The sequence below is a fragment of the Microcoleus sp. BM001215392 genome (genome assembly GCF_036700185.1).
Taxonomy (GTDB): Bacteria; Cyanobacteriota; Cyanobacteriia; order Cyanobacteriales; family Microcoleaceae; genus Microcoleus.
Genome location: NZ_JAUBOJ010000099.1, coordinates 1 through 18891, shown reverse-complemented (window position 1 = coordinate 18891; position 18891 = coordinate 1). Strand labels below are relative to the sequence as shown.

General features: G+C 42.6%; 18 protein-coding genes. 8 read left to right on the top strand and 10 right to left on the bottom strand.

Features of this window, described 5'->3' with window-relative positions; all coding sequences use genetic code 11:
• On the bottom strand, positions 1 to 6171 hold a 6171-nt coding region (locus QT974_RS13325), incomplete at its 3' end, for a SpvB/TcaC N-terminal domain-containing protein (RefSeq protein WP_333468952.1).
• Positions 6172 to 6607: 436 nt separating this feature from the next.
• Here QT974_RS13325 and ssb point away from each other — a divergent pair.
• The 7 genes from ssb to QT974_RS13290 all read left to right on the top strand — a co-directional run bounded on the left by ssb (position 6608) and on the right by QT974_RS13290 (position 10312).
• A complete protein-coding gene (ssb, locus tag QT974_RS13320; RefSeq protein WP_333468951.1) occupies positions 6608 to 7009 on the top strand; it encodes a single-stranded DNA-binding protein in 402 nt (133 codons plus the stop codon).
• Between the two features lie 287 nt (positions 7010 to 7296).
• Positions 7297 to 7632 (top strand): DUF5674 family protein, encoded by a 336-nt coding sequence (locus tag QT974_RS13315; RefSeq protein WP_293196064.1) that lies wholly within the window; start codon positions 7297 to 7299, stop codon positions 7630 to 7632.
• A complete protein-coding gene (locus QT974_RS13310) occupies positions 7629 to 7982 on the top strand; it encodes a hypothetical protein (protein ID WP_333468950.1) in 354 nt (117 codons plus the stop codon). The genes QT974_RS13315 and QT974_RS13310 overlap by 4 nt, the downstream gene beginning before the upstream one ends.
• Positions 7983 to 8290: 308 nt before the next feature.
• Complete coding sequence (locus tag QT974_RS13305) at positions 8291 to 8788, top strand: hypothetical protein (RefSeq protein WP_333468949.1); 498 nt, start codon at positions 8291 to 8293, stop codon at positions 8786 to 8788.
• Between the two features lie 209 nt (positions 8789 to 8997).
• Positions 8998 to 9489, top strand: a complete 492-nt coding sequence (locus QT974_RS13300; RefSeq protein ID WP_333468948.1) for a hypothetical protein — start codon at positions 8998 to 9000, stop codon at positions 9487 to 9489.
• 35 nt (positions 9490 to 9524) lie between these two features.
• On the top strand, positions 9525 to 9797 hold the full coding sequence (locus tag QT974_RS13295) for a hypothetical protein (RefSeq protein ID WP_333468947.1): 273 nt from the start codon (positions 9525 to 9527) through the stop codon (positions 9795 to 9797).
• A gap of 134 nt (positions 9798 to 9931) precedes the next feature.
• Positions 9932 to 10312, top strand: coding sequence for a DUF6876 family protein (locus QT974_RS13290; RefSeq protein ID WP_333468946.1), 381 nt, complete (start codon positions 9932 to 9934; stop codon positions 10310 to 10312).
• Positions 10313 to 10393: 81 nt separating this feature from the next.
• Here the strand turns inward: QT974_RS13290 and QT974_RS13285 are convergent, their stop codons facing one another.
• From QT974_RS13285 to QT974_RS13245, 9 genes are all read right to left on the bottom strand, one after another.
• The gene (locus QT974_RS13285; protein WP_333468945.1) at positions 10394 to 10720 is read right to left on the bottom strand and encodes a hypothetical protein; all 327 of its coding nucleotides are present in this window, start codon (positions 10718 to 10720) and stop codon (positions 10394 to 10396) included.
• A 71-nt stretch (positions 10721 to 10791) separates the two neighbouring features.
• Positions 10792 to 11862: a hypothetical protein gene (locus tag QT974_RS13280; RefSeq protein ID WP_333468944.1), complete on the bottom strand. Its 1071-nt coding sequence runs from the start codon at positions 11860 to 11862 to the stop codon at positions 10792 to 10794.
• Positions 11863 to 11891: 29 nt separating this feature from the next.
• Complete coding sequence (locus QT974_RS13275) at positions 11892 to 12473, bottom strand: hypothetical protein (protein WP_333468943.1); 582 nt, start codon at positions 12471 to 12473, stop codon at positions 11892 to 11894.
• A gap of 227 nt (positions 12474 to 12700) precedes the next feature.
• Positions 12701 to 13516, bottom strand: a complete 816-nt coding sequence (locus QT974_RS13270) for a hypothetical protein (protein ID WP_333468942.1) — start codon at positions 13514 to 13516, stop codon at positions 12701 to 12703.
• Positions 13517 to 13642: 126 nt separating this feature from the next.
• Positions 13643 to 14623 carry a hypothetical protein gene (locus QT974_RS13265; protein ID WP_333468941.1) on the bottom strand — a complete coding sequence of 327 codons (981 nt, stop codon included), beginning with the start codon at positions 14621 to 14623 and terminating at the stop codon, positions 13643 to 13645.
• 493 nt (positions 14624 to 15116) lie between these two features.
• On the bottom strand, positions 15117 to 15653 hold the full coding sequence (locus tag QT974_RS13260; protein ID WP_333468940.1) for a hypothetical protein: 537 nt from the start codon (positions 15651 to 15653) through the stop codon (positions 15117 to 15119).
• A 464-nt stretch (positions 15654 to 16117) separates the two neighbouring features.
• Positions 16118 to 17173: a ParM/StbA family protein gene (locus QT974_RS13255; protein ID WP_333468939.1), complete on the bottom strand. Its 1056-nt coding sequence runs from the start codon at positions 17171 to 17173 to the stop codon at positions 16118 to 16120.
• Positions 17174 to 17304: 131 nt separating this feature from the next.
• Positions 17305 to 17472 (bottom strand): hypothetical protein, encoded by a 168-nt coding sequence (locus QT974_RS13250; RefSeq protein ID WP_333468938.1) that lies wholly within the window; start codon positions 17470 to 17472, stop codon positions 17305 to 17307.
• Between the two features lie 161 nt (positions 17473 to 17633).
• Positions 17634 to 17882, bottom strand: coding sequence for a hypothetical protein (locus QT974_RS13245; RefSeq protein WP_333468937.1), 249 nt, complete (start codon positions 17880 to 17882; stop codon positions 17634 to 17636).
• Between the two features lie 168 nt (positions 17883 to 18050).
• Between QT974_RS13245 and QT974_RS13240 the strand changes: the two genes are divergently transcribed.
• Positions 18051 to 18891 (top strand): hypothetical protein (locus tag QT974_RS13240; RefSeq protein ID WP_333468936.1); only part of this gene is annotated, 841 nt, incomplete at its 3' end.

Genomic DNA, 18891 nt, shown 5'->3' with positions numbered 1-18891 from the left:
TTCGTTTATTTTACCAGATGCCGTCACTGAATTTTTTTTGACCTGAATCCTTACCGTAACTTTACGAACCCTCTCGCCACTAGCATCATAAACATAGAAAGTTATCTCCGGCACTTTGTCAGGTGGTGGCACATCATTCACAGCCTGCCGCGAAGTCGCACTCAACTCATCCTTATAATTCCACTGCATCAGCATCAAGTGAGGCATACTCGTCATATTGCCGTGAGCATCGTAGGTGTAAGTTTCAGGTACTCCCACAGTCGTACTACTCAGACGATTGCTCTTTTTAGCAGGTTCAATTAAACTCCCTTCGTTATAAGCATAAGCACGAGTCCAATTACCATTCGCCGCCTGATGGATTAACTTCTCAAAATTACCAACAGCATCATAGAGATATTGTTCGGTATAGTTCCGCATCGCCTTTCCCTCATTAGGATGCGGCAGATTCACGCGAAACTCGTCATTCCATGTGGTTTCTGGCTGCCCAATTTGTCCGATATGCTCCCGTCCCGTTGCCTCAACCAGTCGGTAGATTGCATCGTAAATATAATCGCATTGTGGCAAGACAACCTGTCCCTTAAAAAAGATAGTTTGCTGGGCCTCATCCCGAATGCGAGTAATATTGCCAACAGGATCGTAGATATAAAACAAATCTTGAAATACTGCACCACCTCGCGTAGTTTTAAGATGAGTTAAACGGAAGGTTGTTTCATCGTAGGTATACTCAGTTTTTGCTCCATTCCCGTATTCAATTAGAGTGCGCTGTCCCTTGGCGTTATAGTCGATATTAGTCACAGTATGAAAATTCGCAGCCTGCGGAACCAGTAATGCTATTGGTTCAGCCGTTTCTCCCAACCAAACATCCATCCGTTCCAATAAATTCGCCTCATTGTAACCAGGGCGGGTGATATTGAGTTTCGGATTCTGCTTGTTACTATGAGGTGCAATTAACTGAATCGGTCGATTTAACGCATCATAACGGCTACTGCTGCTAAAGATTTCAGTTTCTAAAACGGGGTTATCCAACCAATTAGGAATTTTTGTGTAATCCTTCACCAATTGGCGCGTGCTACGTTCCAGATTTCCCTTAAAATCAAATTCCACATTCGTAGCAACACCGGCACCATCAAAATGTTGATAAATCCTGCCCCGATGGTTTTTCACATCGCCTTGCACTTCACCATAAACCGTTTTTTCAGCCAGTATTTCCGGCTCATTACCAGCCTTGACAAATAATTGAGTAGGACGCAATAACGCATCATAAGTAGTACGCAAAATATGGTTGCGACTATCCCACATCCGAATAGGCTTACCTGCTACATTATTCAGCATCCAACGATCGCCTGCTTCCATACTAGACTGGTGAATACGATCGCCCAACATATCATAATCGTATTTCATGACAATGCGTTCTAGAGCATTCGTTACCGCACGTTGATTACCTTCGATGTCCAACTCAACATGAGTGCGATATTTCCGGTCATTGCCATTAGCATCTTTTCCATTATCGGCAATGGTTAAAAATGTGCGTCCTAGCGTGTCTAAATACGCAAAAGAGGGAGTATCAGCGTGTTTTGATGCTTTTTGGGCTGCGCCTTTCTCATCAGTCCCTAATGCCTGATTAATCCGCTGTTGATACCAAGTGGGCAAATAATCCTCATCGGGCAATTTCGTAAAAAACGCACTCACATCGCGATCGGTTTTGGGGTCAAAAGTCACCGTGTCGTTAACATCGTAGGTTTTTTGCTGCCACGGGTCAAAAACTACTTTCTCGTAGGTATGATTCGGATGCAGCGTAGCAACAACCCGTTCAACAGGATCGTAAAACAGTGTGCTGCTAACGCCATGTTTTTCAATCCCAAATTTGTGCGTAGGACTGAAAAACGGCTCGTATTGCCTGACAGGTTTACCCTTATTGTTGTAGATTGTCGCCCCCGTACCCACCCAGCGCGGATTTAGGATGGGTGAATTCGGCACACTTAAATCGAGGGGGCCTGGTTCTGCTTGCACCTTAGTTTGCGCCTCCCGTCCAAAGCCATCGGAATAAACGAAACTCAGTTGAACTTTAGATTGTTGTCCTGCATTTAAGTCATTAATATGGGTTTCGCGAACCATAGATGCTGCACAAACAGGAGTACGATTCAAGTCATAAATAATCCGCGTCGTTGCCGTCCCCAGATGTTGTGCTGCCAATGAATGCGGGTCGTTAGTATCAAATAAAGCCTTAATTTCATCATCGGTGAGGTCAGCTTTAAAGTTCGCAAATGAGTCCCCTTTGTTCTCACTTTCCTTACCCATGATGGCTGTAGCAACCACCATGCCCAAAGCATCAAACTCCGCCTGCGATCGATTACCATTTGGATCGGTAATTTGTTCCGGTTGTAGGGTGCGGTAATTGTTCCGAATTGCGATCGTATTATTGAGCGGATCGATCGTTTGAATAACAGATAAGTGATATTTGTCGTAGGTACTGGTATAAACATTACCAAACGGGTCTTTGATTTTAACAGGTAAATAGAACTTAGTTGGCTCAAACGCCTGCCGACCCGATGGAATCCACCAATCATTATCTTGCTGTACGTATTTCCCTTCGTTATTTAGTAGCGTATTTAACTCACTATAGGCGATCTTACTGCTGTAAACCTGAGCCAGCAATCCTGGCATAAATGCCAATTTAAAGCTCTCACAAGGCAATGCTAAAGAGTCAATTTGCCCCAGCGGTAACGGGGTTGGATCGGTGGTGTTGGCTTCGCTGTCTTTGCGATAAAGTGTTCTCACTCGCTCGATTAACCGCTTTTGTAACGTGCCGGATGTGGGAAGTGTTTCGTAAGCTATTGCGATCGCACTTAACAACTGACTGCGGATAAAGTCCAGCACAAATGGAATTGTCGAAGTTAAACCAGTAATTTCGTAAGTGCGTGTCTCAATTGGCACACTAATGCGATACCAATCTAGTTCATCAGGTTTATTGGTAACTTGATTTTCTGTGTAAGTAATGAGTGTTTTTGCTTGTTCTGGATAAGCAGGAGAACGGCGAGGACAAGCAATAGCAACCGATTTTAAAACATTCCCAAACGCATCTACTTCTAATGTCATTGCATGAGTCACACGCGGATCGAAAATCTTGCGCTTCTTCTTTATATCTGGTTCAGGATCGGCTAGATCGAGGATAAAACTCCGTTCGTAGTGATAGTCAATCGTTTCGCGATCGTGCGTGTAGAAGACAGCGTGTTGCTTATCCTGCTTCGGTTGCAGCCAACAAATTTCATAATTCCGTTCTGAAACACTGTAGGGATACTGGCTTTTTTCTAAACCGTCTATCGCATAAATTTCCTGACGCCGAATTCGACCTTTAAGCGATCGACAAGCTTCGTACTCTTCCGCGATCGTTAAACTGCGAGATAGAACAGAATTATCTGGCAATTTTAAGCCAATAGGAAGTACCGTATCGGGTAATAAAGTTGCCTGAAATTCGGTTTCAGTTACTCCCGATTCCCGATAGTATTCTTTGGCAAAAAAGTTAGAAATGCGCTCTCTATCTAGAAAAACCCCTGTATGAAACCAAGTCTTAGTATGCACGGGCGGTACAAAAGATGCCACATCTAGATTGGTACTGTCAGATGATGTGTCTTGAGGTTTAATTGTACCGATTTCTTCTGTATCCCACTGTTCCACCATGCCAAAGCCACGAAATTCCCGTTCTACACCATCGAAATAACCGTGGTGGTAGGCATAACGAGTCACGAAGCGATTGCCAGAGATGCGATCGTAAGTTTCCACCCGTTCCACTACATGAACTGGAAACGGCAGCTTGGTAATCCAAGGTTTACCTGCCAATTTATCTTGCAAATAAAACTTAGTGGATGGCGCATACTGGACAACAGTTTCTGCACCCATGTTGTTCGCAGTTTTAATTAATAAATGTGGCTTTTGCCCACCCATCAAGTCGATATAACGCATCATACGAGGCGCACTCCCCGGCAATGGCGAAGACCACACCAAACAAGCTGTTCCATTTCCTAACAAGTCAACTGTTGTCACCGAAGCCACATTGTCGATCGCCGGAAAACTCTTCAATACCCGCTTTACCGACCAACTATTACCCGACTGATTGAAATAAACCTGTACCCCTTCCCCACTCAAATAGAGAATATCCGTGGTTCCAGAACCATCAATATCTGCCAATAAAATCCGTCGCTGATTAAAGATATCCGGTGCATCAAACCAGGGCGAATTATCCATCGTTACCTTAGTGCTAAATCGCCCGTATCCTAAATTTGCCCAATAACACACTTCACCATTCCGAATTCGCACAATATCCGTCAACCCATCCCCCGACATATCTGCCAGGTAAATCGACTGGGTACTGTCGGCAAATACCACACGCGGCCCCTTTTCCTCATCCCAGGGTTGGTACACCCGTTCCGCCGCATCAAACCCATCTTCGGCTAAGGATGGATGCCAAACAAAACAATTATCTTCTGTAATCAGAATATCGCTGTGTCCGTCCCCATTCAGGTCGATAAACTTCAAGTTTGGATTATCCCAATCTATGTTAGGTAAAGATTTAAAGGCAACAAATGATTCCCAATCTTCGTTGTGAGTCCGTTCATAAAAACCGGGATTGGGACTGCGTAAAGTCACCAAATCGAGTTGCCCGTCGCCTGCTAAGTCAAGAAACTGTGCGCCATTATTTAAACCAGTTGCAGGTTTAGTAACGACTAATTCAACTGGGAAAAATTTTGCTTTAATCTGCTTATCACCATCGATTTCAACCGTATTAACCGGGCTGAGATTACGCTTATAAAACCATCCATTTCCCTGTTCTGTCAAAATTCCCGATAAGCCTTCTCCATCTAAATCTACCCACTGATATCGCGTTCCATCGAGTCCTTGAGGCAGATTTTCTAAGCTGGTGCGATCGACTTCCCGCACCGCCTCGTCAATATTGGCTTCGCTGTAAGTAAATTCCAGCGTCGGCAAAGATTTCTGAATATACCCATCTTCAGAATTTCGTTTGTATCCTGTCTGTTTGACTGAAAGTAATAATGAGTAAATAGGATGGCTAACATTAGTGAGATTTTGTTCTGAAGAATAGGAATAGGTGAAATCAGTCGATCGCACTAAACAACCCTGCCCTACATTGACCTCATCTGGGAAGTGATGGAACATCAACACCCGCCGACATAATCGATAAGTCCGAACTTCAAAACCAGATCGATAAGACGAAAACGGATCGTTACGAACAGTCTCAACAGTCCATTGCCCTAATTCATTGGGGATGGGATTGATTAGATCGTGTTCCCCATAGTCAAACACCACCTCAAACATCCAATCCGATCGCACAGCCAGATCTTTACCTGATTGATAAGGAATGCGATTCCCATATTTGATTCGCTTCAGGTAGCGATTGGTAGATCGACTCTCCGGAGTCCGATTCCGCTCATGTGCCTGTGCAGTATTAATCCCTACTGAATTGTCTTTATCTTCCGATTTATATTCATAGCGAATCGCATTGCCCTTATCATCATAACTTTCGCAAATTAGCCAGCTAAAAATACGGGTTTTATCGATCGGATCGGCAATCCGACTTTCGGCAGTTTTACCATACAATGTGGTAATATTGTCTTTGGAGACCGATCGCCAGTGCGTTTCTCCTAAATCTAATTTTGTCCACCGTTCAATTCGAGCAAACAACCCTTCAATTCGGGGACGATATTTGCGAATTCGGTAGCCATTTTGCAGCGTTTCATCTACTGTGCCATCTTTGAGTACAGGAACCAAATCTTCTGCACCAGAAAGAATGAAAATATCGGACTCTTCTAAATCCCAATAGCGCGGTAAACCTTTATCTGTCTTGCGGGTAATTGAGGGCAGCGATAGATTCCAACCCAAACCAAATATGCCATTACCAGCACCAGAATCGTAGGATAGAGACAACTGCGGCCCAAATCCCGATCGACTGGGACTGCTAGCAATTGGTATACTCATGGAACCTGTACCAGTCACCGGATTAGCCGCAAATTTCTCACCCATCCCTTTAATCGCTCCTCCCCCCTTCGGTAACGACACAGCAGGCGGTGGAGTATAGTAACTCTTGTCTGTGCCATTACCGTTACTTTGTCCAAAGGAAGACGGCGACTGATGTGCAGTGGAGGATTGTTCGTTCATAAAGGACACTCGCTAGGGAGAAACGGTGTGCTGTTTCGGGCGCTCCTGGCTCGAACTATTTAGTTATGAAGAAAAGCAATGCAGAATTCTTAGATCGAGACTCTTCTTTCGTTTTTAATGCTTATTGCGTCGAAAATAAAAAAATGAAACAAATCGTTACTGATTCAAGTCGGGAGACGTGCAAAATTGGATAAGATATAAAGAAATGTAAATTTATTCACTTACTTTCAGAACTGCTTTGGCAATCAAGAAGTTCTGGAGATTGAAAATTAACAAGCTTAAGCTGCACCACATTTTATTATGAGATTTTACCATGCTTAGCACTAATTTTGTGTTGAAATGACATCCTTAATAAAAGTTAACGGTATTGAATTAAAATAAATTAATAAATAAGAGCGCTACGCGCAAAATTTACAACCATTAAAGAGGAATTTGCATGAACACAATTATGCTTGTAGGTCGCCTCGGTCGAGATCCAGAAATCACCTACTTTCAATCTGGAGCATCCGTGACAAAATCTTCTCTTGCCATCAAGAGAAAGATGTCTGATGAAACTGACTGGTTTTCCATTGAAGCTTGGGGAAAAACAGGTGAGGTACTTACCAATTACACCAGAAAAGGCAGTCTCGTCGGTGTCGAAGGTCAAGTAACCGTCGAAAGCTGGACGGGACACAACGGCGAATTTCATTCAAAACTGGTTGTAAAAATCCAGCGGGTAACTCTCCTAGAAAAACGCGATCGAGAAACACAAAGCGCAACTCTTCCCAAAGTCAACTCTTTCGGAAAAATTGCCTACAACCACAACGGCAAAACTCCTGTTTCAGCAAAGGTATTTTAACATCTATCTTTGCTGAAACTAACTAATCATACCAATTTACAGCATATTCCATGTATTTGTGTACGCGCAATTTTGTCAATCTACGTAGTTAGTCGATCGAGAATTTTGCTACTGTACTTCATGAACCTGGAATATGCTGTATTATGGTGTGCTGTTTCTGGAGTCTGACTAGGAAAGAATGAAACTGCGAATGCCTCCGGCACGCTATGCGAACGCATATTGGGATAGCATATTGCTTCTCCAAATGCCTGCTGCATTTAAAGATACTATCGAAAGCATAGACACTGATGATTAATCTGATTCAAAAGCGTGCAACTCAAGAGCAACTTGAAGAAATGTTAGAAATCCTTAGCAGTTATATTAAACTAGCAGTGGATATCGAAAGGGGAATTTTGGCAGGAGGTGGAGAACTTCACGCTGATTGCGAAGCTGTCTTGCTCGAAAATGGGAGCAAGCAAGTAGATATTTGGGGAGCAGATTGGTATCCGCTTACACAAGAAGTAGGATACGAATCTTTAATCAATATCCGTCCCCGCCAAAACAATCGTTCGATGGAAATTCAAGATCCGATAATTAGACAACAAGTTGCTCGAATTGTTCAACAGTTATTAGGAGGGTTATGAGAGATTGGAATGCTTTAAAAGAACGCTATTTGCAAGACGAACTACCAATTCGCTTGGGAAATTTAGCGTCAAATCTGGCACGAATTAAGTCTCGCTGTCAAAATGTAGCTAATGGCGAAATAATTGAAGGTTTGCTGCAAGAAAGTAAGCTGTTTATTGAATGGACGGCTCAAGATGCAGAAATAGAAATAGCTGCTGAGTTAGTTGAGTTGCAAATTCAGTTAGCTTGCTGGCAGTATTCTTGGGCTGCGATTTGGGAAGATGCGGAAAAACGAAATAGAGTTGGAGAAGAAGGAAGACTTTGGTCAGAAAAAGTGCTGAATATGTCGGGTTTGTTGGCTGTAAATTAGATAAACAGCCAATGAATCTTTATGTGTGATAGGCAATTCTCTCCGTAACAGCGATCGCACTGGAATGGTCAACTACCCACCACTAAATTAAATATTCGAGTGGGGGCTTGAAAATCAAGTCCATAGTTGACCATTCTAACTCTTTACTGACTACGTTATCAAGCATGAAGCTGCATAGAACATAGACAAGCTGAAAACAAAGCCAGGTTTCGATTTTGTTACCCTGCGATTCTATGCAGCTTTATGTAAATTTGGTATCGCGGCATCGAATATTAGCAAGCAACCACATAAACACAGGAGAAACTCTCATGATGCAAACTTGCACGCTATCTCTGATAGTCATAAAAGATGACGAGTATGACTTCAGACAACAAGGCGAGAATAGCCTTGTTACAGGCACTGGAATTTTTGAGTTTCGCGGTCGGGAAGACATGGAATTTGCTAGCATTCCATTCTCTGCCAAAAATCTGTCTGCCGAACTCATTGAGTCTCAAAATACTGACAAAATTTTGTGTACCTGTAAAGGATACATCACAATTGAAGAAAATATTCCTGTCTTCAATATAGAAGACGCGGAAATAGCGGAAATCAACACCGAACCACAGCCAGAAACTCAAGCCAAACCGGAAATTGCATCAAAACTAACTGCAAAAAGCCAGGGTAAAATGAAACCGGAATTTCAACCGCAGTCCAAATCAAAACCTGTTTCTAAACAGCAATCGGAAGCAGAACTGACTTCGTTTGAGAGTAGCTTTCAAACTGAGATGGAACTAGACGAGAGTGAATATACTCACATTCCATTTTAGATGAGTTTAGGAAAAATCCCCATTTGGGGATTTTTTTTTCAATACTCTCCGAGTTTATAACTTATACATATTAAATAATAAGTTGTTAGATAAGTTATTAAATAATTTGCGATAATATTGCTGTAAGCTCAACCAGTAGAATATAAATACCCGCCTTATGTAGTTGGCGCTCTGCGCTGTGTAATTGAACTCAGCTCAGAACTAAAAAAATGGCAGAATTTTTCCCACAAATAACTTTTCTCAATGAAGGATGGAAATTTGTCCTTCACTCTAAAAAGTCCGGCGAAATAATCAATCCTCAAGGAACAAGACAAACTGCCTATTTCGGATTTGATTCAGAAGCAGCAGCGGAAAAATTCATGAAGCTGCTAATAACTCACGGATGGGGTGATTGCCAAATCCGCCAATCAAAAAGAATCAATACTTGTCAACTAGAAGTGAAAGTCTGGCACTGCCCTGACTTTTTACTGAAGCCAGAAACAATCACTAAAACAGTAGGTTACGCAAAAGTTGGTCACTTTTACCAAACTTATTTGTTCACAAAAAATGGTCAAGCACAAAAATACAAAAATCTCACTGAAGAAGAACTTCAAAATGCCCACCAAATTTGCGCCCAGGTAGGATGGAAATTAGTAGATTGTAGTAATTTTACCAAGTGGTTTTCTCGTCAATCAAGGCTTGCAAGCGCTCCGCGCCAGTAACAGCACAAATTCGCATTCGCAAGCTAAAAAATACCATGAAAATCACATCAAGCCACGTCGTATATGTCAGCAGCTTAACTACTTGCTGCTCTAGCCCTGACACAGTAACGCTATTTGAAGGCTTCAACGAAACCAGCGTAACCCTGAAGTTCGGTACGGAAAGTGTAGAGGCTTTATCAAGTTTAATCAGCCACCTCAAGCTGACTTTAACCCACCTAACAACTGCAAAAATTGAAGAGTTAGAACGCCTTCAAAAGCTCCATTGCACTTGCCAAGAGTCTTACCACATTGAACCATTAGGGTTCTGAAAGACTAAAAAAAACTGACGATAAATGTTAACAAAGAGAATTATAACTTCATAGTCAACTAATTCTCTTTTTTTTTACAACCTAATCATAACAGCGCTTCGCGCCTAGTTTTTGATAAATCACAACTCAAACACATGAAAACAAAAGAAGAACTGCTTGAGTTACTACCGGGCTTTTGCGGTAGCGAAACATTGTACACCCATCGGCTAATTCAGACGACGATCGAACTAACGGAAGGTGTCATGTTCCTCGTTCGAGAAGCAGAATGTACTTGGTTAATCGACGCAATTGCCTCATACCAACCAGACATCAAAAAATCTGGCAATGAAATGCTCAAAGGATTCCAAATCTGGGAACTCACAAGACAGCAGGAATGTGAATTTTTGCTGATTTGTAAGGAGGATTCAGAAACACCACCCGCCTACAGCCAAGAAATAGAGTTTTCAGACTTCCCGCTAGACGAAATTAAGCTGTGGTTGTGCGACACCACTTTGCTATTACCGTCCGAATACTAAACTTAGTTAACAGCATAATGGAGGAAACGTGCAATGATTGCACGTTTCCTTTTTTCTCAAAGAGTGTGGCTAAGATAAAAATCAAATCACTTCTAAAAAGTTCTGTCGTAGCAATAAATACTTGCTTTCAACTACTTGACCTTCTTTCACGCCGTAAACCAGTTCACCATCAAAAATCATGGCTTCTTCAAATTCCCACAACTGCTTAATTTCTGATTGGTTCATTAAATCGTTCCGCTCTTCTCCACCTACAACCCAAAATCCGTCATCGCCTGGTAGACTGGGACAAAATTTATAAGACGGTACACCACGAACGCAATAAACCGCATATTCTGGAATGTCTTGAGGCATCAACAAATCCCTAATGTCCCTCAAGGTGTTTTTTGCTGAAACAACATCTAATACCATAAAAACTCCTAATTTTAACCTTGAAATTGAAATCGAAATTGAAATCGAAAAAAATCAACACAAACTTATAATCAACCTCCCAATTCCGAAGAATTTTTGCTCTTAGCAGGTAATGCCTGGAGCTTAGAAGCAGATTCCCGGTCTTTTTCCATATACTGCTGGACAACATCCCACTGTTTTGGCATCGACTCGTAATGAACAGCTTTCATTTCCTCCTTATATTCTCGGACAGCAGCAGGTGTCGGACGGCTTTCTATCCGCTCATTTTTTAAATGAACTTTACCGTTGTCCGCTTGCTGAATGCTTGCTTCATACTGTTTCAAAGACTCTGATAAAGTCTTCGTATCAAGTAGATCACCCGTTACTTTCATTCTGCCAGCATTCTGAACCCGGTCTTGATATTCTGAACTACGATGCAGCTTCTGAGCGTCCGCAGCCCACTCTACAAAACTGTTCAATGAAATGCCATCAATCTTCGGTTGAACCTCTTCTTTTATCCTGGTAAATCTCGCAGTCGCTTCAGATTGATATAAGTCTTGAATCGGTTTAATTGAGCCAAGAGCATAAGCATCCTCGGATGACGATTTCCAAGATTGTTCTTGAATTTCCTTATTGATTCTCCGAATCGAATATACTTCAGAATGCTGCTGCTTCAAAGGTGCCGGACACACCGCCTCGTATGCTTGAGGAGCCGATTCTTTAACCTTTAAATGAATGTCAATGGTAGTCGCCGGTGTAGGGTCTTCTTTCACCATCGATTTCGCCGAATCTAACCTACTAGCACTGTCACCGTGCTGACTTTTGAAAACAGCCGGTGCTGTACCGGGTTCTGCACTGACGCCCAGCGATTTCATTGCGACGCGCCCTATTGTATCAACTGAACCTTTTACTTCGTACCCAGCCTCTGTAGCGGCTTTCTGTACTCCTTTAGCGTCGTTTACTACTGCCGCTAAGGCAATATCGTTTGGGCGATCGCCTTTTTCTCCAAACAAGGCTTTTTGATTTGATTTTGACATCAAATCTACCAAATACACAGCCTTAGATGAATCCTCCGCGACCGCAGTAACTGGTTGAGATAAATCTGCTCTTGGCAGCTCTGCTACTACTTCTTTTTCTGCTATCTTTGCTTTTCTTGTCGGCATATTAACCATCCTCTTTTGTTGTTGTTAAATTACTTCGTTGTTTTCTGCTGCGGTAATGTTAAATGAGACTGGCAATTCGATAAAGCTAACTGATAACCTCCTACAAATGTAAGCAGTGAAAACAACCCGGCTGCTAGCAGAAATTTTAAATCTAATATTTTCCCACTTCGAGTAACTTCTGAAGCAAAAAAAGTCCCATCTGGTTTAGATAACGGTTCAAGTGCCGAAGCATTTGCCTTGAGCGCGTACTGCTCAGCTACAGCTTTCACCTCAAACAGCCACTCTGACTGCTCTTTCGTAATGCTATTAACCCGCTCAAGCCAATTGAAAAATACTCCATCAAATATAGATGGAAGCAATCGCAAAAGAAGTTCCAACCTCTGCATTCTCAGAAGAGTGTCAAATTCGGGATCGTTCGGAGAAACATCGTGGTTCTTAGAAAGTTCTTCTACTACATCTTTTTTAAACTCTTCCACGCTAGTCGGTATATTCTCTGGGGCAAACCACTGAACTATTTCCCGAATTTTTTCGTAATCCAAAACTGCGGTTTTACCGGAATCTAGTTCTGGGTCGCTGTCAAAATCTTCTATATCTAACTCTGTTTTTTTCACCTTCTTACATTCTCCTTTACAATTAAAAAGTTGTCAACTGTTAACTATCAAATATTTTAATCTTTATCCTAAAAGCCACCATATCAACTATTAATTGTTTAAATTTAATCCTAAAAACCCAACTATCAAATATCTATCAATTTTCAACTGTTTAAATTACTTCCTAAAAACCAGACGTTCAACTGTCAACTGTCAACTTTCAACTTTCAACTTTCAACTTTCAACTTTCAACTTTCATTGCAACTCGATAATTGCTCAAAACTAGCTCTTACGAATCGAAATACAGCCGATCGCGTTTTTGCATAAAATTCAAAATTACCGATCGCATCTTTTGCAGAAAGTGCGTTCAAAAAAGTAACGTCCGTGCGGGAAATCCAATTCATGTGTCCGGCAGTCAGTTTTGGCAGATCGATCGACTTCAAATTGCCTGCTTCTTCCCGTTCCAAAAACCAATCTTCGCCGCACCATTCCCACTTACTACGAGAGCCAGACCAATAATTCTCAAAATGTAAATTGCGTACTAAAATATGTACCAATTCGCCTCCAGTTAGCTCCAAAGATTTTTGCAGGGCTGATTTAGACTCAACCGTACCGTCACAAACCCACCACAGGAAAATACCCCACCCGTTCTCCGAAGCAGCACTACCGACGCTGTTGGATGCAGCCCAGCGGGCAAATTCACTCCCTCGTCTACCCGGTAAATCGATAACTGCTGAACGCCCCTGACGCACTAATTCCAGTGCTTCACAAGCCCAATCCAAATCATCGCAGGGAGGAGGTTCCATAGTTTCGCATTTAGATTTAAAAAGCTTCTTCAAATTGCTACCTCTCCCCGCGTCAAATAGCGCGCAGCTTGGAATCCACTCAGCCAGAAGCTTCGCAACAACAGACTTACCACTGCCGTCGCTTTCTCCTCCTACAAAATGCAGAAAAGGCTTTGCAGAATCGCACAATTTAAAGCTAAAGTTTTCCTTTTTTTGCTCCTTGATTAAAGGTTGATAATTTAGCATCTCACCAGCACAATTTAAAGCTAAAGTTTTCATTTCGGACTCCTGGATTAAAAGTTGATACTTTAACCTCCCACAATCACAATTCAAAGCTAAAATTTTTTATTTTTCTGCTCTTTATTAAAAGTTGATAATTTAGCATTCTACAAGCACAATTTAAGGCTAAAATTTTTCATTCTTGGCTCCCATATGAGTCATCACTATGTCAAATTGAGTGCAGACATCTTCCAAAAACTTTCGGCTTCTAATACTAAATAAGGGTTTTCCAGACCTCATAGTCTCTGCTACTATTTTTAAAGGCTTCTGTTCTTCCTCAAAAAGTTTTCGATCTGGCGCGTACATCGCCGGTACATTCATAATGAAAAATCTAGATACACCTGCTCCATCGAAATTAGAAACCCCCGCAATTTCCATTTCAACTGAAGCGTACAGCAAAGGAGTTTTTTGGGGTTTGAGCTTCATAAAAGCTTCCCGCTGTTCCAAAGCCTGCCAAGCCACTTCGCTTTTCTCCCGGCCGTAGTTACGCACCCAAACGTGTCGCATCCAAGAACCAAACTCGCGCATTGAATCAGCAAAAAGCGCTAAAGAGGAAGGCGTCCCGTCGGAAACAAACCACATCACCGGCACTATTCCGAGTTCTTTTACCACATCTGCAAGAGCATTGCGGCGGGCCCACTCTTTAAAAGAGTCGAATGCCTGAGCTGGCAAATTTACGATCGCATCTTGCACCATCGCTTTCTCAATAATTGCATCCGCTTCGGAAGAAAGTTCTTCTGATTCTGAAAACAAACTGGTAATACACCGCTCCCCCAACTGTCCGCCGTACCAATTAGAAACATCAGGTTTTGTACGATCGCAGTCGATGGCACAAAAATCTTCTCTTTTCAATTTCTCGCTCAAATAATGCACCATCAAGCGACAGCAGGTTGACTTACCCACCCCGCCAGATTCTCCTCCCCAAAAATGTACCCAGTGTGCCTGTTCTGGAAGCGATAATAACTGTTGGGAATCTGCGACTGCTACACCTTCTTGTCCATTTTGAGTTCCATCTAAACCGTAGTTGTATTCGCCGTCAGCAGCAAAACCTATGGTTCCGTTCTCTGCATCCATAGCGTCTCCTAATTCTTGTTTTTTTCTAGCCATCTTTTTGATTTAATATCAGAAACTGATTGCTCAAATCGCTGTTAAGCTTCAACCTTTTTAAAGTTATCGCTCAGATTTTGGAGCGACTACTTGATTGAATGTAAGAAATTTCTTGCTAAAATCGCTGTTAACTCAAACGTTTTCAAAGCTATCGCTCAGATTTTGGAGCGACTACTTGATTGAATGCAATAAACTGATTGCTGAAATCGCTGTTAACTTTCAACCTTTTTAAACCTATCGCTCAGGTTTGGGAACGACTTCTTGATTGAATGTAAGAAACTGATTACTAAAATTGCTGTTAACTTTTAACTTTTTTAAAGCTATCGCTCAGGTTTGGGAAGGGTGCACCTCACATTTGTAAATGTATACAAGATAATAAGGATTTCAGCCGCTGATATTGGTGTTTATGCAAAACTGAGATGCACCCTTTAGGAACGACTTCTTGATTGAATGCAATAAACTGATTGCTGAAATCGCTGTTAACTCGAACGTTTTAAAAGCTATCGCTCAGATTTTGGAGCGACTTCAACGCCATAATCCGAGATTCTTCTTCCGATATCTGATTCTCCGATAAAGACTCTTCTGCATATCTTTGACCTACTGAAATATCTGCCATTGCAACGGAACTACCGGAACCAGACATTCTTTTTAAAACCTCAAAACACGACAAAACTAATTGTTTATAATCGCCCGCACTAATTGAGGTGAGGGGTGCTTCTTCTAAATACGAACTAGCAAGACTGTCCACCTCCCTGAGTTCTCGCCGCATCCACTCAGCGCACTCTTTTAATTTTCGGTCATCGCGGCAACCTGCAACTTCCTTGGCACGCAGTTTCCATATTAATCTCAAGGCCGGCCAAACATAGATTTCTGCAATCTCCTTTTCGTCAACGCCAGAGAATAACTCCAAAATCTCGCGGTCGGATGTGCCCTCTAAACCTCTCAGTTTCACGGTTATTTGAGTGTATGCTGTAGTTGAACTACGGGTTAATTTTTGCTCCGGCTCCTGATTTTTCTCAATGTTCTCCACGGTTTTTGCTCCTTCCTATAAATCAATTAGGACTTACGCACTATCGACACTTTTGCTAGTGACATTTAGACATTTTCTAGCCTTTGAAGTGGCTGAAAACCATTCTGGGTATCAAATCTGCAATTCATAAAAATTATTCATCTCTCTGGGTTCTCCTCTGCGTTCTCTGTGTCCTAGAAAGGTTAAATCATTCCGATACAACCGGAAACGATATAAATCCAAAAAATCGATGACCTCAAAACGGTCGATAACCTCAAAACGGCTGAAACCCTTTTCAATACAAGATTTATATCTAATTGAGCTAAAAGTGTTTCTCCATCTAAGTTTGAAGCCATTTTTGCCTCGGTTTTTGTCTAAGTCCCACTAGGATTTGAGATTCGGAGTCTACTTACATAACGCAGTGAAAGAAAACCAAACGTGAATGACATAATTAACATCTCAATGCCTCCAGGACTGTCAATAATTTAACGGTTAACTGATAACTCTCCTGCGACAGCGGTTTCTGCTAAGTAAACACCGTAAGCATCCAGCAACCTGTTACCCAACTCAAAACTATCTAAAGAATGAGGCAAACTTTCGCCTGCGTGCCAAATCAGCTTAAAACTTGTGACAAAAGTCTCCTCTAATTTTAACTTTAAATAATCGGCTGTCCCGCCACAAAATACAAGTTGCTTGCTACTTTTGGGTATCGAATTTTTCAGCCAATTTTCCAGCACTCCAAAGTAAAGCGGTTGCGCTTCCTTAACGGCTGCCGACAGTTCAAAGCTCAGCTTGTTACCTGCCCATCCCCCAGCAGCTACCACTGAAACCAGTTCTTCAGGATACGTGTTATTGGTTCGCTTGGACACCTCTCTAATCAGTGCGTGAAATCCCAAATTTGAAGTAGAAATTACTTCTAAAGTTCCTCGCCTCGATACTAATATTGATGCGTTTCGATACCCTAACATCGCTATTGCAATGTCCGACTTTCTCAACTCATTTGGCATCCGAGCTGCTAGCAAGTAAAATATCCCCGCACCTTCTGGCAAACAGCGTACTGTACTAACGTTTACTTGAATTTCTCCTGTCGGTGTCACAAAATTCTTAGCTACTTCTTTTATCCTTTCGGCTAGCGCTAATTTCGAGTGCATTTCGTTAGCTGGAAGCAGCAGCGACAGAGAAGCCTCAAATTGAGAACCCAACTGCAACCTCTCAGAAGCCACCCACAGCATCCCCAAAACTTTGTATACTGCCGTAGCAACCTTTGCTTCTGCCAATCGCTCCTTTCCCAAAAAGTGCGTTCCTGCCAAGTATCCCAGTGCCACGTACTGACCGTTCCAGCCAACCCAGCAGCAGTTTTCGGGGTCAGATAGCTTCAAGGATACCTGCAACTCGGCAGCGCTGGAATGTGGCACCGATACTGCATAGGGTTCCATATAGCTTGAAGTCAATTTGGCACCTTTGGACGAACTCATTACTGACTTCACCCCACAGCCTCCGAAGTCTACGCTAGCTACTAATTTTTTTGCGGATAATGCCATATTTTTACGCATGAATGATTCATATCAAACATGAATGATTGGTATTTTAGTATCAAACATGAATGATTGGTATCGCAGTTAATTATTTGGCCGCCGTCAAAAGCTCAAATAATTAATTGCTTTTTACCTTTTTAACCCAAGGGGGACTGTTTTAGCGATCGACCAAAAGATATATCTATTTTTTCAAAAAGCGTGAAAAATAGAGTTAAATATTTGTTTGGTTCGTTAATATTTTCCAGGAAGTATTGACCTCGGACAAAAAACCACGGTTCCGCCGTGGTTTTCTTGGAGTTACGCATTACTTGTCGCAGATTCTCACCACAGCGATTAGCTAAAGTGCGAATAATTACGAGGTCAATAATTTTCTGGTAGCTTACACGCGACTCTGCGATTAATATGCCTACAATCGTGAATTAGGGGAAAGTAAACTCTGTTTGCCGGATCGTCCGTTAATGTAGCATCAGTATTTCAACTTTGAATGGTTTTCCTTGGTTTCAGCAAGGGGAATCAAACCCCGGCCAATCTGTTCGATCAATTCGTTGAGGCTCAATCCCCGTTCAATTGCGATCGCGCGAATTCCCTCCCACCCTACCGACGTTACCTGAATATTTCTTTGCTTCTTGGGCTCTTCATAGCGAGATTGCCCACCAGATCGGTTGAGGTTGGCTAATGAGTTCGGATGGGGGTGAATTCCTTTCTTGGGTGGCATGGCGTCGATCGCATTTCCTTTTTTAATTATTTTCGCACTTTATTGACAATTTTCGACGTTCACTATGCTATCGTTGAATTATTCAAGGAAAATTCTGCCCGCGCTTCGCCACAAGCGGAGTACAGGAATCAGTGCGGGTGCGAATTGCATTCAACAAGCGAGCTAGGAATGGGTCAAATGCAATCAGGAGCAGACGATCACGATCGGGAACGACAAGCATTAATTGTTTTGCCAGGGGGTGTTGAAGGGTGCACCTCCTCCGTTGCGAAACCACTGCGCATAGACGCTGAATTCCAATCTCTCATCCCTCCTCTGAGTAAGGGCGAAAAAGCCGCCCTGCAAGCCAGCCTTCTGTCCGAGGGATGTCGCGACCCGTTAGTAGTTTGGGCGGAGGAAAAGCTTCTCCTCGACGGCCACAACCGATATGATATTTGTACCGCACACGGCATACCCTACCAAATTGTAGAGATATCTTTTGACAGCCGGAACGCAGTCAAAGTCTGGACGATCGCCAATCAACTGGGGCGACGCAGCCTGACATCCGAATCTGTTAGTTACCTGCGTGGCACTTGGTACGAACTGACCAAGCAATCTCGCGGGGGCAAGCGTTCGGCAAACTGTCAAAATGACAGTTTGACAGATAAAACAGCGCGAGAACTGGGAGAACAGTTCAAAACTTGTCCCAGAACAATTTACCGGGATGCCAAATTTACTCAAGCTGTGGATGCCCTCAGTTCTCTTGGAGGAGAAGATGTGAAGTGGAAAATACTGACTCGTTCTGCGGGGCTGACAAAGAAGGAAGTCCTTGCTTTGGCTTCGGATGCTCGCAGTCGTCCGGCTCAAGTTGCCAAAACTTTACAGGGGCGATGTCGGAAGGTGAAACCTGAAAAGCAACCTACTATCGCCCACCACCTGACGCTCAAAATTGGCTCCTTAGTATCCGTGTACGCGCCAGATCGCGAAGATGTTAACGGCAGGTTAGGCCGCATTCAGTCAGTCGGGGAGAAAA